This is a genomic window from Streptomyces sp. BF23-19 (assembly GCF_041106355.1).
Taxonomy (GTDB): domain Bacteria; phylum Actinomycetota; class Actinomycetes; order Streptomycetales; family Streptomycetaceae; genus Streptomyces; species Streptomyces virginiae_A.
The window spans coordinates 63,539-75,962 of sequence record NZ_JBGBPT010000030.1 but is presented as its reverse complement, the minus strand read 5'-3'; the positions used below and the strand labels follow the sequence as shown (position 1 = coordinate 75,962).

Annotated in this window: 10 protein-coding genes and 2 pseudogenes; 6 read left to right on the top strand and 6 right to left on the bottom strand. The window is 70.4% G+C overall.

What is annotated here, in order from left to right; genetic code table 11:
* Nucleotides 1-118 precede the first annotated feature (118 nt).
* Entirely contained in the window at nt 119-307 is a 189-nt protein-coding gene (locus AB8A24_RS18945) for a ribosomal protein L7/L12 (RefSeq protein ID WP_369476756.1), read from the top strand.
* Between the two features lie 536 nt (nt 308-843).
* On the opposite strand, the gene AB8A24_RS18940 is transcribed toward AB8A24_RS18945, so the two are convergent.
* Nucleotides 844-1,380, bottom strand: a complete 537-nt coding sequence (locus AB8A24_RS18940; RefSeq protein WP_369476755.1) for an aspartyl/asparaginyl beta-hydroxylase domain-containing protein — start codon at nt 1,378-1,380, stop codon at nt 844-846.
* Nucleotides 1,381-1,648: 268 nt separating this feature from the next.
* Between AB8A24_RS18940 and AB8A24_RS18935 the strand changes: the two genes are divergently transcribed.
* From AB8A24_RS18935 to AB8A24_RS18920, 4 genes are all read left to right on the top strand, one after another.
* Nucleotides 1,649-1,774, top strand: a complete 126-nt coding sequence (locus AB8A24_RS18935; protein WP_369476754.1) for a hypothetical protein — start codon at nt 1,649-1,651, stop codon at nt 1,772-1,774.
* A gap of 699 nt (nt 1,775-2,473) precedes the next feature.
* Nucleotides 2,474-3,625, top strand: coding sequence for a S1 family peptidase (locus tag AB8A24_RS18930; protein WP_328965405.1), 1,152 nt, complete (start codon nt 2,474-2,476; stop codon nt 3,623-3,625).
* 540 nt (nt 3,626-4,165) lie between these two features.
* Nucleotides 4,166-5,425: a family 16 glycosylhydrolase gene (locus AB8A24_RS18925; protein WP_369476752.1), complete on the top strand. Its 1,260-nt coding sequence runs from the start codon at nt 4,166-4,168 to the stop codon at nt 5,423-5,425.
* Nucleotides 5,426-5,534: 109 nt separating this feature from the next.
* Nucleotides 5,535-7,199: a beta-1,3-glucanase family protein gene (locus AB8A24_RS18920; protein ID WP_369476751.1), complete on the top strand. Its 1,665-nt coding sequence runs from the start codon at nt 5,535-5,537 to the stop codon at nt 7,197-7,199.
* A gap of 248 nt (nt 7,200-7,447) precedes the next feature.
* Here AB8A24_RS18920 and AB8A24_RS18915 read toward each other — a convergent pair whose 3' ends face one another.
* On the bottom strand, nt 7,448-7,771 hold the full coding sequence (locus AB8A24_RS18915; protein WP_369476750.1) for a hypothetical protein: 324 nt from the start codon (nt 7,769-7,771) through the stop codon (nt 7,448-7,450).
* Nucleotides 7,768-7,956 (bottom strand): annotated as a pseudogene (locus AB8A24_RS18910) (IS5/IS1182 family transposase); the annotation flags it as partial. The pseudogene AB8A24_RS18910 and the gene AB8A24_RS18915, both read right to left, overlap by 4 nt.
* Nucleotides 7,957-8,509: 553 nt before the next feature.
* Between AB8A24_RS18910 and AB8A24_RS18905 the strand changes: the two are divergent.
* Nucleotides 8,510-8,974: a hypothetical protein gene (locus tag AB8A24_RS18905; protein WP_369476749.1), complete on the top strand. Its 465-nt coding sequence runs from the start codon at nt 8,510-8,512 to the stop codon at nt 8,972-8,974.
* 183 nt (nt 8,975-9,157) lie between these two features.
* On the opposite strand, the gene AB8A24_RS18900 is transcribed toward AB8A24_RS18905, so the two are convergent.
* The 3 genes and pseudogenes from AB8A24_RS18900 to AB8A24_RS18890 all read right to left on the bottom strand — a co-directional run bounded on the left by AB8A24_RS18900 (nt 9,158) and on the right by AB8A24_RS18890 (nt 11,736).
* Entirely contained in the window at nt 9,158-9,892 is a 735-nt protein-coding gene (locus AB8A24_RS18900) for a DUF4232 domain-containing protein (protein WP_369476748.1), read from the bottom strand.
* A gap of 442 nt (nt 9,893-10,334) precedes the next feature.
* Nucleotides 10,335-10,487: pseudogene (locus AB8A24_RS18895) on the bottom strand (DUF6233 domain-containing protein); the annotation flags it as partial.
* 832 nt (nt 10,488-11,319) lie between these two features.
* A complete protein-coding gene (locus AB8A24_RS18890; protein ID WP_328965398.1) occupies nt 11,320-11,736 on the bottom strand; it encodes a hypothetical protein in 417 nt (138 codons plus the stop codon).
* Nucleotides 11,737-12,424: the final 688 nt, after the last annotated feature.

Genomic DNA, 12,424 nt, shown 5'->3' with positions numbered 1-12,424 from the left:
TACCCGGCGTGGCGTTTCCGTGTCCCAGTTCGGGCCCGACAGGTTCGTACACACTTTGCCGCTGCGGGCGAAGGCGGCGGAACTGGGCTCCCGGCCAAGGGAATCGCAGGATTGACGCTTGTCGTCCTCATCGTGCTCTTCGACACCGCGAGCATTGCCAACAGGACGGACCGGACCCGGCCGGAGAATCCAGGCGATCAAGCGATACCGCGCGACCACGGGTACGGGCCTCAAGGAGGCCAAGGACGCGGTGGAGCGCACGCCGCGACCCTGGACCTGGGGTTCTACCGGTTCGTGGGCACGGTGATCGCTCTGTGCGGGATCGTCCTCACTCTGGGCGGCCTGCTCGAGTCCCTCTGACGGATCCAGGTGTCCCGCTGGTCGGCATGACCGCGGCTCGGCACGGGTTTCCGTCAGTCGTACCGTCAGCCTGCCACCCCCCGACCGAACCACGGTCGGACGCCCGCCACATGCGGTGTCCTCGCCCCGCTCGGCGTGCGCTGTCACCTACTCCTCTCAGCAGGGTGGCCAGGGCTGCGGACGAGCCGCCGCCCGTTCCACTGGGCCAGGATGAATCCCCGATGACCTGGACGGTCTCAACAGTCACTGGGTCCTGTCAGGCGGCCTGCTTCTGCCCGGGTGGGTATGGACGGTGGCGGGTAGTACCGACCAGTGGCCGTCCGGATGTCGTGTCGGCATCACGTACGAGGCGTGATCGGCCCGGGCGCGGTGGTCGATGGCGCGCGACGCTGTCGAGGATGCCGAGGTCGGCTGCGCCCTGCCAGGAGTGACCTCTCGGCAGAGCGCTCGCGGTCACCGCTGTTCGTCCCGGCTATCCGATGGTCAGGAAGGTGTTCCAGCCGTCCTCGTCACGACCGGTGGGGCTGCTGACGGTGTTGGTTCCGCCTTGGAAGAGCGCCACTCGCCCGGGCCGGCGGGCAGCAGCGCGAAGGCCCGCTCTGCGGTGGTGAGCGTGAGGTGGTCGGTGGTGTGGTCGAGCTCTGCCGGCCTCGGGTCGCCGCCGAGGGGCTGGTCGCGGCTGAAGTCGGTGAACCCCGCCGGGAGGCGCAGGGTGCGGGGCAGGTCTGCGGGGATGGTCCGGTCCAGCGGGGGGGTGGTTGATGAGCGCGTCGGCGTCGTCAGCTGCTCCTGCCAGGCGGGCGGGAAGAGCGCGGCGAGTTCGATGGTGAACAGGACGTCGATGACGGCGTGGACGCGGGTGGTGGTGCCGAGGTTACGGACGGCGTGCTCGCGGGAGCAGTCGCCGTACCAGAACTCGCCGGGCTGCCAGGTGTGTTCGGTGCCGTCGAGGTAGAGGACGGCGTCGGGGTTGGTGGTCAGGGGATGTGGAGGTGGGCGCAGACGCGGGCCAGGCTGCACTTGGGGTCGCAGTGCCGCTCGCCGACGGCGCCCGGTCCGAGCGCCATGAGGCGGGCGGCGTTCAGGCGGAGCGACCGCTCCCGGTTCGGACCGCATCGATGTAAAGCCCCTTTCCGAGAAGGCGCCCAAGCGACTATCTTGAACACGTTCACATTGAATACGTTCAAGGGGGTGCCGTGTTCTCGGCGGTCGACGTAGCTGCGGTTCTACTCTTCTTCTTCGTGCTGGCTCCCATGGGCCTCGCCCTCGTGGTCGCAAACTGCCGGGCGTGCAGGAAAGGCCGGAGTGCGTCCTCGGGAGCGGACCAGGGACCGCCCACTCCCCGCGCCGCAGGACCGGAGCGGCGCTGACTCTCGCGCCGCTCGCCGCCCTCGTCGGCTCCCGCCCCCTGTGAGCTGCGGCGCCCGGCGGGGACCCAGCTCGCCGGCGCGGCACGTGGAACCCGAAGGCAACACGCCATCGGCCCGCGTGGTGCCGGAGGGCCCCGGTGCATCTCCAGACGGGTCGCAAACCGCGGCAGGGACTCCGGGAGCTCCGCCGCGGCGGCGTCCTGGGTGGCGACGACGGCCGTGATCTCGCCCCCGAGGCGGGCGGCGAGCAGCGATGTGAACACGTTGACACGCCAGAAGGGGACCGTGTAGTCGGAGGTCTGCTCGTGCGAACCGACCTGGTCGAAGATGCGCCGGCCTTCGGCCAGGAGCCGGCGGGTGGTGGGGGGGCGCCGCGCAGGGCTGCCGTGTGGGCCTTGCCGAACACCGCGTTCAGGAGACCGAGGGACGGCTGGTTGCCGCTGACGGCGATGGCCCGGTCGGCGAAGACGTCGGCGATCGGTAAGGCGACACCGTCGTAGCCGAGGGCGATCGCGGCGCGGCCCCGGACCCCAACCGCGACCGCGACCGCGACGTCGGTCAGGCCGGTGACGAAGTCGACCCTCGGCGCCGGGGACAGTCCTCGGTGGCCGAGTGGTCGCGCGGGGCCCACCGCGGCGGAAGGGGAATTTGGTATGGACCTGCCAAATGGGCTCGGCTAGCGTAGCGCCCGACACTCTGTGAGAGCGCTCTCAAGCGTTCAATCCCCCACACCAGGAGGTCTCGTGAAACACACCACCCCCTTACGCGCCGCCGTCGCCGCCCTGCTCCTGACCGTCGGTCTGGGCGCCGCCCAGGCCGGCGTGGCGAGCGCCGTCCCGCTTCCGGAGCCCGCCGCAGCGCCGTCCGCCTCGGCCGGACTGCTCGATGCGATGCGCAGGGACCTCGGGCTCACCGCTTCCCAGGCCGAGGAACGGCTGAGCGCAGAAAAGGCCGCCGCAGCCGTGGAGAAGACCGCACGGCAGGCCACGGGTGGTGCGTACGGCGGCTCATGGTACGAGCCTTCCACCGGCCGGCTCGTCGTCGCGGTGACCGACCGCGCGAAGGAGTCCGCGGCGCGGGCACTGGGCGCCGACACCCGCCTCGTCCGGCACAGCGCAGCCGCGCTGGACCGCGCCAAAGCGCGCCTGGACACGCTGCGCGCCCCCGCCGGGGTGGCCGGCTGGTACGTCGACCCGCGGACCAACAGCGTCGTCGTCACGGTCGTACGTACCGAGCGGGAAGCCCTTGCCGTACGGGCGTTCGTCGACCGGGCCAGGGCCGGCGGCCCCGTCACCGTCGCCGAGACGGCGCAGGCGCCCCGTACGTACGCCGCGGGCACCGTCGGCGGCGACCCGTACTACACCGGCAACGTCCGCTGTTCGATCGGCTTCTCCGTGTACGGCGGCTTCGTGACGGCTGGGCACTGCGGGCAGGCGGGGGCCGCCGTGCGCGGCTGGGACGGGTCCGCGATGGGCACCTTCCAGGGATCCTCGTTCCCCGGCAACGACTACGCGTACGTCGGCATCCACAGCGGCTGGTGGACCGTACCGGTGGTGCTCGGCTGGGGCACCATCCCGGACCAGCTGGTACGCGGCTCCGCCGAGGCACCCTTGGGCGCCTCGATCTGCCGGTCGGGGTCCACGACGCACTGGCACTGCGGCACCGTCCTCGCCAAGAACGAGACCGTCAACTACAGCCAGGGCGCCGTCCACCAGATGACGAAGACCAGCGTCTGCGCCGAGGGAGGCGACTCCGGCGGCTCGTTCCTCAGCGGGGACCAGGCCCAGGGCGTCACCTCCGGCGGCTGGGGCAACTGCTCGTCCGGCGGCCAGACGTGGTTCCAGCCGATCAACGAAATCCTCGGCCGCTACGGCCTGAGGCTGCACACCGCCTGACCCTGCACACGCCTGAGGTCGGCGCGGCGACAGGTCCTTCCGGGCGCGAGCACCCGAAAGGACTTGTCGCCCGGCTTCTCGTACGGGGCCGGCGGCGCTGCTCGTCGACGTGTCCGGTGTGTCGCGGACCAACGCCGGTGCACCGATCGACGGGCTGCGCGGCGCCGGACACCAACGCATGAACGAGGAACCGTCGGCCGGGGCTGGCTTCGCGGCCGGGAGCACGCGGTCCGGATGCCGCGCGGAGTACCCGCGGCGGCCGTCCGGCCGACGATCACGTGAGGCTCCGATTCACACCTCTCTGCATCAAGGCAGCCTTAAGAGATCGTTAAGCCGAAGGCCACAATGGAAAACCGCAGCTCAGAGGCGTGCGAAGGGTGACGTCTGACGTTGCCATGACGGTTACCCCTCCGTAATACTCGCCGTCTCGGGTGACATTGCGTCACGTGTGGGAGCGCTCTCAATCCCCTCCTGTCACTCTTCACGACTCGCCCGGCCTGGCTCCCTCCTCCTCCCCCACCCAGAAAAGGAACCATGCCCATGGCTGCTGCTCATCGCGCACGTCGCCGCTCTCTCGGCGGAGTGGTGCTCCTCGTGACCACCGCCCTGGTCGCGGCGGTTCTCATGTCCTTCACCCCTTCGGTCGCCCCGCACGCCGGCGCCGCAGGTCTCGCGCAGACCTGGTCCGACGAGTTCGACGGTGCGGCCGGCCGCGCTCCTGACGCCGCCAAGTGGACGCTTGAGACCGGCGGTTCGGGCTTCGGCAACCACGAGCTGCAGTACTACACCAACAGCACCTCGAACGCCGCGCTCGACGGCCAGGGCAACCTCGTCATCACCGCGCGGAAGAACACCGACGCCGGCCTCGGCTGCTGGTACGGGCAGTGCCAGTACACCTCGGCCCGGCTGAACACCGCCAAAACCTTCACCCAGGCGTACGGCCGCTTCGAGGCCCGCATCAAAATCCCCCGCGGCCAGGGCATCTGGCCCGCCTTCTGGATGCTCGGCAACGACCTCGGCAGCGTGGGCTGGCCCAACAGCGGCGAGATCGACATCATGGAGAACATCGGCCGCGAACCCAACACCGTGCACGGCACGGTGCACGGCCCCGGCTACTCCGGAGCGGGCGGCCTCGGCGCGGCGTACAACCTGCCCGGCGGCCGCGCCTTCGCCGACGACTTCCACGTGTTCGCCGTCGACTGGAGCCCGAACTCCCTCGTCTGGTCGGTGGACGGCACCACGTACAAGACCCTCACGCCGGCCGACACCGGCGGCAACAAGTGGGTCTTCGACCACCCGTTCTTCGTCATCCTCAACCTGGCGGTCGGTGGGGACTGGCCCGGCAGCCCGGACGCCTCCACGTCCTTCCCGCAGACGATGACCGTCGACTATGTCCGCGCCTCCTCCGCCGGCGCCCCCGCCGCACGCCCGATCCGTGGCATCGGCGGCATGTGCGTCGACGTCGCCGGCGGCTCCGACGCCGACCGCACCCCCATCCAGCTGCACGACTGCACCGGCGGCGCGGCCCAGCAGTGGACCATCGGGGGCGACGGCACCGTCCGCGCCCTCGGCAAGTGCCTGGACGTCGCGGGCGGCTCCACCGCCGACGGCGCCGTCGTCCAGCTCTACACCTGCAACGGCACCAACGCCCAGAAGTGGACGTACACCGGTGCCCGTGACCTCACCAACACAGGTGCGGGCAAGTGCCTGGACGCCAAGGGCAACTCCTCCGCCGACGGCACCCGGTTGCAGACCTGGACGTGCACCGGCGCCGCCAACCAGAAGTGGACGGTCGGCTGACCCACCGGCCCCGCCGCCCTCCCTTCTCCCCCGTCCCTGCCCCGACCGCTCCCCCGCCCGACCTCACGAAGAACGGACCCCCACCGTGACGGCTCGCCACCAACGAACCATGCCCCGTAGAAAACTCCTCGCCGTGACAGCGGGCCTGGCCCTGGCCGTGCCCGCCGCGGCAGCCTGGCTCGAGATGGGCGCCAACGCGTCCACCACCGCCACGCTCCCCCTGGACCTGGTGAACACCACCGGCAACAACACGGTGTACGCCTATGTGCTCGGCCGTGACCCCGCGGCCGGCGGCACCTGGGCCTTCATCCAGGCCAACGGCTCCAGCCTGTACCACCCGCCGGCTCCGGCCAACGATCAGACCCCGCTCGGGGTCGACTGTGCCATCCCGCTCAACGAGTCCGGCGCCGGAGCGCGGAGGGTGACGCTGCCGCGCCTGGACAGCGGCCGTATCTACTTCTCCGTCGGCACGAAGCTCACCTTCCTGGTGAACCGCGGCGGCGGTCTGGCCCTGCCATCGGTGAGCAACCCTACTGACCCCAACGCGAACGTCGCTCACGACTTCTGCGAATTCACCTTCAACAGCGACCAGTTGTACGCCAACATCACGTTCGTCGACATGGTCTCCCTGCCGATCGCCTTCCAACTGGAGACCGGGCAGGGCACCCAGACGGTGCGCGGGCTGCCCGCCGACGGACTTTCCCGGGTCGCCGCCGCGCTGCGGGCCCAGTCCGCCGCCGACGGCAGCGACTGGAGCCGGCTGATCGTCACCGCGGGCGGCCGCGACTTGCGCGTACTCAGCCCCAACCTGGCAATCCGCGGCAACAGCGCCTTGTTCCGGAGTTACTTCGACGGCTACGTAGACGAGGTGTGGAACAAGTACCGCTCCACCGACCTGCGCATCGACACCCAGTTCACCTGGGGAACTGTCACCGGCCGGGTGAACGGCGACGTCCTCGCCTTCCCCGGAGTCGGCAGCTTCGCCAAGCCGTCCACCCTTTCGATCTTCTCCTGCAGCGACGCGCCCTTCACCACGGGCAACGACCTGATGGGCAATCTCAGCGCACGGCTCGCCGCCGCCTTCAACCGCACCACCCTGCTGGACAACCCCCACCAGCCGACCGCCGAGAAGCCCGCCGCCTTCTACACCCGGCCGCGCACCAACCACTACGCCCGCATCCTGCACAACACCACCCCCGACCATCTCGGCTACGCCTTCCCCTACGACGACGTTCACCCGGCCGGAGTCGACTTCGAGGGCAAGGTGCAGTCCGGCACCCCCGGCCGCTGGACCATCACGGTCGGCGGTGTTGCCGGCGGCGGCACACCAGCCCCCACGCCGACCGCCACTGCCTCGGGCGGCGGGGTCAGCGCCTTCACCACCATCCAGGCCGAGGCATTCAACGCCCAGTCCGGAGCACAGGTCGAGGCCTGCTCCGACGGCGGCGGCGGATCCGACGTCGGCCATCTGTCCAACGGCGACTGGCTCAAGTTCTCGGCCATCACCTTCGGCTCCACCGGCGCCACCCGCTTCGACGCCCGCGTCGCTTCCGGGGCCGCCGGTGGAGTCAGCGGCATGGTCCAGGTCCGCCTCGACAGCCCCACAGCCACCCCGGTCGGCGGCTTCGCCGTCGCCAACACCGGCGGCTGGCAGGCCTGGCGCACCGTCCCCGCCGACATCCGCCGCACCACGGGAACCCACGACGTCTATCTGACCTTCGACAGCGGCCAGTCCTCCGACTTCGTCAACGTCAACTGGTTCTCCTTCGCCTGAGGCCTGTTGTGAAAGTGGGTCGTCAGTCGCCGTTGAAGACGAGATACCGGTGAGCCTTGCGCTCGACTTGAACAGTCAGAGCAAGGATCTTGTGCACCGCCTCGGCTTCTTCGGCGGCTGAGCTGTCCGCCAAGGCCCGAAGTTCGGGGATGAGCACTCTGAGCTGCGACCGGTTGAACACGGTGTCGTCGCAGGGATCGACCTATCCGAGCAGGGGCAGGTCTTGGCTCGCCGCCCGTCTGCACAGGTCAGCGATGGATGGATGCACGCACGTGGCTTCGACCACGCCTGTGAATGTCCGAACCTGAACGCTGATCCCCATGGGGGCACGGGACTGCTCGACAGTTGGTGCCGCCGCAGCATTCACGGAGGTCAGAGACATTCGTGAATGCTGCAATCAGCACGCTTGCTTCGTAGCGGACGGCGAGCCTGTCGTACCTGGTGGCGACGGCCCGGTGGCGCTTGAGGCGGTTGATCCCGCACTCGACAGCGTGCCGCTGTTTGTAGTCGTCTCGGTCGAACTTCGGCGGACGCCCGCCGCGTGAGCCACGGCGGACCCGGTCCGCAGACACGGGGATCGTGGCCTTGATTCCGCGCTGCGCAGGGAGGAGCGGTTACTGCGTGAGTCGTACGCCTTGTCGGCCCGCACACGGTCCGGTCGCTTGCGAGGCCTGCCGAGCCCTGCTCTGTGCACTGAAATCGCTTCCAGAACCGGCTCGAACTGCGGAGAGTCGCCCCGCTGCCCGGCGGTGATCACCACCGACAAAGGCTTCTGCCCTTGCTCGACGGCGAGGTGGATCTCGCTGGTCAGGCCGCCTCAGGAGCGTCCGAGGCCGTGGTCGGTAGGCTCGATGAGGACGCCACCGGGCGGCTCCTTTTGGAGATCCCCCTTTTCGCAGCACCGGCGGCTCGCCCAGCACCGACCGCATTTTGTTCGGTCCGTCGTCCGAACCGCCGGGTCATGCTCACAACCTGCTCGACGAATGTCCGCCGCCCGCCCGAGCAATACCTCACGCACAGCCCAGAACCATCAGCCGAACGCGGTCGGCACCGGTGGTTTCCAGACGACCTTGCGGCACGGGTCAGCAAGATCGACGGTCACAGGGGGTGCCCACACCATAGAAGTTGGACCAGAACCGAAAGAAGTGGATGAAGCCACGCAGTTGATGCTCCGGCTCGCCGATGGCCGGTGGGTGCCGGCCGTTTGCGAGCTGAGGTCGCCCCCACCATTACGCCTCTACATGTGTAGAGTGCGGGCAATGTCCTCTACCGATGTAGAGGGCGACCTTGTTCGACTTCAAGGAGCCACGGTGAGCGCTACCGTCACACCCGTCCTCGAGCGCAATCCCCAGCCCAAGCCGCTGCGACCCTTCAGAGTCGGGGCCGGCGGCTTCCTCCTTCTGGGCACGGGCCACCTCGCCCTTGCGGCCGCGACGGCGCTGGGCGACCCCAACCCTCAGCAGCAAGCCTCCTCGGCAGCCATGCGGGAGTCGAGCATGACCCTGCTCGGTCTGGAACGCAGCACCCTCGACATCGTCCAGGGCATGAGCCTCGTCATGGCCCTGTTCGTCATCGCGTGCGGGCTCCTCGCCCTCACCGCCGTCCGGCACGCCCCGGCACTGGTCGAACGGCGCACCGCCTTCGGATGGATCCCCCTCGTCGCCTCACTGGTGGGCTTGGCGATATCCGTCCTGCTCCTACCCATACCGCCGATCGTCGTCCTCACCGTCACCACCTGCGCCTTCGCCATGTCCTTGCGCCGGGCGACGCCCTGATCCGTCACGGCGGGGCCACCCCACCACACCGGCCGGACAATCACCGACCTGCCGGCCGACGAGGAGGAACGCCTCGGCCCGAACCGGATCGCCCTTCCGGCCACCCGCGCCGCCCTCGCCGACGCCCTGGACGCGGCCCCGCCGGACACAACCTGACCTGCGGGGCGGCCGCGCCGCGCCCGGTCAGAGGGTGTCGAACGAGTCGCGCGCGGTGAAGTGGTAGAGCCCGACCCTCGGCTTGGCGACGGTACCCGTGGTGGAGAGCGGCAGGCTGACGCCGTCGGCGTTCGGCATGTGGCTCGGGTCGGCCAGGATGTTGATCTCGTCGGCCACGGGACCGCCGCCGCCCGAGGGGTTGAGGTCCACCGCCGCGTACGTGGTCGCCCCGGGCCGCACCGGGTGCGCCGGCGCGCCGCCCAGACCCTCGGGCGGCGTGGCCTGGATGCCGAGGGCGGAGCCCTTGGCGCTGAAGCCGACGGCGGGGTGGAAGTCGAGGCCGCACGTGGTGGAACCGTTGTTGGTCACCGTGACGACCCGGACGGTCGCCGGGAAGCCCTGCGGCGAGGTGACCTTGACGGTGAGGTTCCTGGCGGAACAGGGGTGGGTGTAGGCGTATGCGTCCTCGGTGGTCGCGTCGGTACCGCCCGTCGCCTTCCCCTTGCCGTCGGGGCCCGTCGGCGTCGGGCCGGTGGCGCCCGCCGGATCGCCGGTGCCGCTCGGACCGGCCGCCGTCGGAGTCGCCGACGCCGTACCGGAAGTGGCCGGGGTGCCGGAAGCCGCCGGCGTACCCGTGCCGGCCGCTGGCGCCTTGAGCTCCCCGTCCGTGCCGCCGCTCCCGCCGCCCCCGCAGCCGGTCAGTGCCAGGACGAACCCGACGGCGGTGGCAAGGGCCGCGGCACGGCTCCGGTGAATGCGCATGGTTGAACTCCCCGTCTCGTACGTTCGGACGGAAGCCGCCCGAACGACAAACAATATGATCTACGCGGTGCGGTGAGCGGGGAGCGACACCCGCGCCCGGCGCCCCCTGGCGACCGACGGCCCACCGAACCGACCGCAGGACCAATCACCGTACCGACCGCGGCACCACCCACCCGGCAAAGCGTTTTCGACCGAAGCCCCGTCAGTCGGCCGGCACCTGGTCTCGATGCTGCGCAGCCACGCCGTCAATCTCGACAGGTCGCCCCGGGTCCCCAACGACGATGTGCTCCACCTCGCCGGCACCCGCCTGACCCGCCGCACGCAGCGATGAGCAGCGGCTCGCGCGGCCCGTGCCGACTGACTGGCATGGCTGCACCTCGACCGGCAGCAGGGCGGACACCGGGCCCTGGCAACAACTCCCGCCAGTCCGAGCTGGTCCTGATCAGCTGTCGAGGAGGCCCGGCTCGCTGTCAGGCCGGCACAGCGGGCAAGCGATGACCGACGGCACGGTCCGCAGCACCTCCAGAACCGACTCCCAAGTGGCCGCCCGACCGCGGCTGGTGATGGGGCAGGCACCGGTGTGGACGCGGTCGGGCCCGCTCCTCGTCGGCCGCGCGGACGAGGCTGATCTTCTCGTCGACGCGAGCGAGGGTGAGCTCCAGCCGGCGGCGTATCACCAGGAGCTGATCCAGGGCCGGCGGCAGGGGCAGGAGGGGGTCGGGCATGACGGGGCTACGCCGCCTCGGTCACGTCATCGGGTTCCACCGGGCGGGTCTGCTTCTTGAGCTGCATCCGGGCGTCCACCAGGCCTCCACGCGGAACGGTCGCCCAGTGAACACCCTGACATCCCCCGCACGCGGCCGACAAGGGGAAGGCGCGACGCATCCGGAGTCCGGCACCGTGGCAACGCAGGGCCCGAGGAGATGGCGGCGCCACAGCGGAAGGCCGGTGCGAGGGCACCGACCGCGCCATCACCCCGAGGGGCTCGGCAAGGCCGGCCGCGCAGCATCTCGCAACGCCCCCGGCGGGCGGCGATCGCGGCCCACCCGGGCAGTACTCCGACACCTGCCGAGGTTCCGGGGCGCGGACCCGCAGCGCCGTCCGAGTCGCGCCGTCGCCGGCCCGACAACCCGGGCAACCGATTGACCCGGTCGGCCTCCAAGTCCACCTCGGCGTTCCTCCGCAGCCCGGCAGGGCCGCCGCGATTCGCCGGCTCGTCCTCCAGGCACCGGAACCCGCACGTCCTGACCATCCCGGGCACGGGCGACCCGGAGCATCTGTCGGCGACCGTGGCGGCGGGGCGACGCGCCTGTCCGGAGGCGAACTCACGCCGCCGGGCTCGCTGCACGGGCACCGGCTGACGGCCCGCACGGACGCCGCAGGGGCCGGACCCGGCGGGTCCGGCCCCTGCGGCCGTATGTGGGGCGTCAGTTCTTGACAGGCTCCATGCAGAGGACGAACTTGTCCGCGTCGAACTGCTGCGCGAGAGCGACCTCGGCCACGCCCTCGCACTTGGCGATGTCGAAGGTGTTGTCGACGACCTTGACGACCTTGTAAAGGTCGGCCACCTTCTCGGTGCAGCCCTTGCTCTCGACCTTGGGGGCGTTCTCCGGGCCGGTGACGACGACACAGTCGCCGGCCTCCGCGTGCACCGGGGCCTCGCCCGTCAGGTAGGGAAGGCCCAGGCGCCAGAACAGTACGACCGCGATCGCCACGACGATGCCGAGGATCTTCCTCCCCAGACCGCCCTTCTTCTTCGCGGGCTCGGACGGCGCGACGGGGGCGTCGAACGGACCGGGATCGGCGGGCTGCTCGGGGGTCTGCGGCGCGGGAGGCGTGGCCATGGAGGGTTCCTTGGGGACGTGTGCATGATCGAACGCGCGTACGCTACCGGCTCCTGAACGCACAAAAGGGACTCTCCCCTTCCGTTTCCCAATCAGATACGGAGTCGTGATCCTGCCGACTCGTCAGGCCACGTCGCCGGATCCCGGCCGAGGGCGGGGCCCCGGGCCCGTGCACGGATCTCAGGGTGTTGCATACGGCTCAGTACTGGGTATTTCGCCTGTGTGGAGGGGTACTGAGGGCTGAGCCGGTGGGCTGGAGGCGTTCACAGGATTGCAGATGGACCGGTTCGCGAAGCTGGTGAAGGTGGTGAAGGTGGTCCGTTACCGGCCTCGCACCCACCACGCAGAAGGCATTGCGGACGGTCCGGGCGCCCCACCGGCCCCGGCCCCTGGGCGACCTCCTCCCCCACCGTCCCGCCACCGACACCCCGCAGGCGGCTGGGCCCGGACCGTCGAAGCGGCTGCGCGGATTCAGCCTCGATGCCGAGCGCGCCTTCGAAAGAGGTTGCGCGCGCCCGCGTCTACCGCGAGCACCTGACCGTCCCCCAAGAAGCCACCCCCGTGAGGCTTCCCGCTGGGCGCGTGGCTGTCCAGACGCGTTGGAGCCCGCGGTGGTACTGGCGGGGCCGGTGGACGTTTCCGCTGCGTCGCTCTCGCCGATCTTCCGCATGCGCGGGGCCGCCGGCAG

Excerpts from the sequence above, each read along its gene's own strand:
- AB8A24_RS18900 (WP_369476748.1), bottom strand. The coding sequence starts at position 9,892 with ATGCGCATTCACCGGAGCCGTGCCGCGGCCCTTGCCACCGCCGTCGGG.
- AB8A24_RS18925 (WP_369476752.1), top strand. The coding sequence starts at position 4,166 with ATGGCTGCTGCTCATCGCGCACGTCGCCGCTCTCTCGGCGGAGTGGTG.
- AB8A24_RS18920 (WP_369476751.1), top strand. The coding sequence starts at position 5,535 with ATGCCCCGTAGAAAACTCCTCGCCGTGACAGCGGGCCTGGCCCTGGCC.
- AB8A24_RS18890 (WP_328965398.1), bottom strand. The coding sequence starts at position 11,736 with ATGGCCACGCCTCCCGCGCCGCAGACCCCCGAGCAGCCCGCCGATCCC.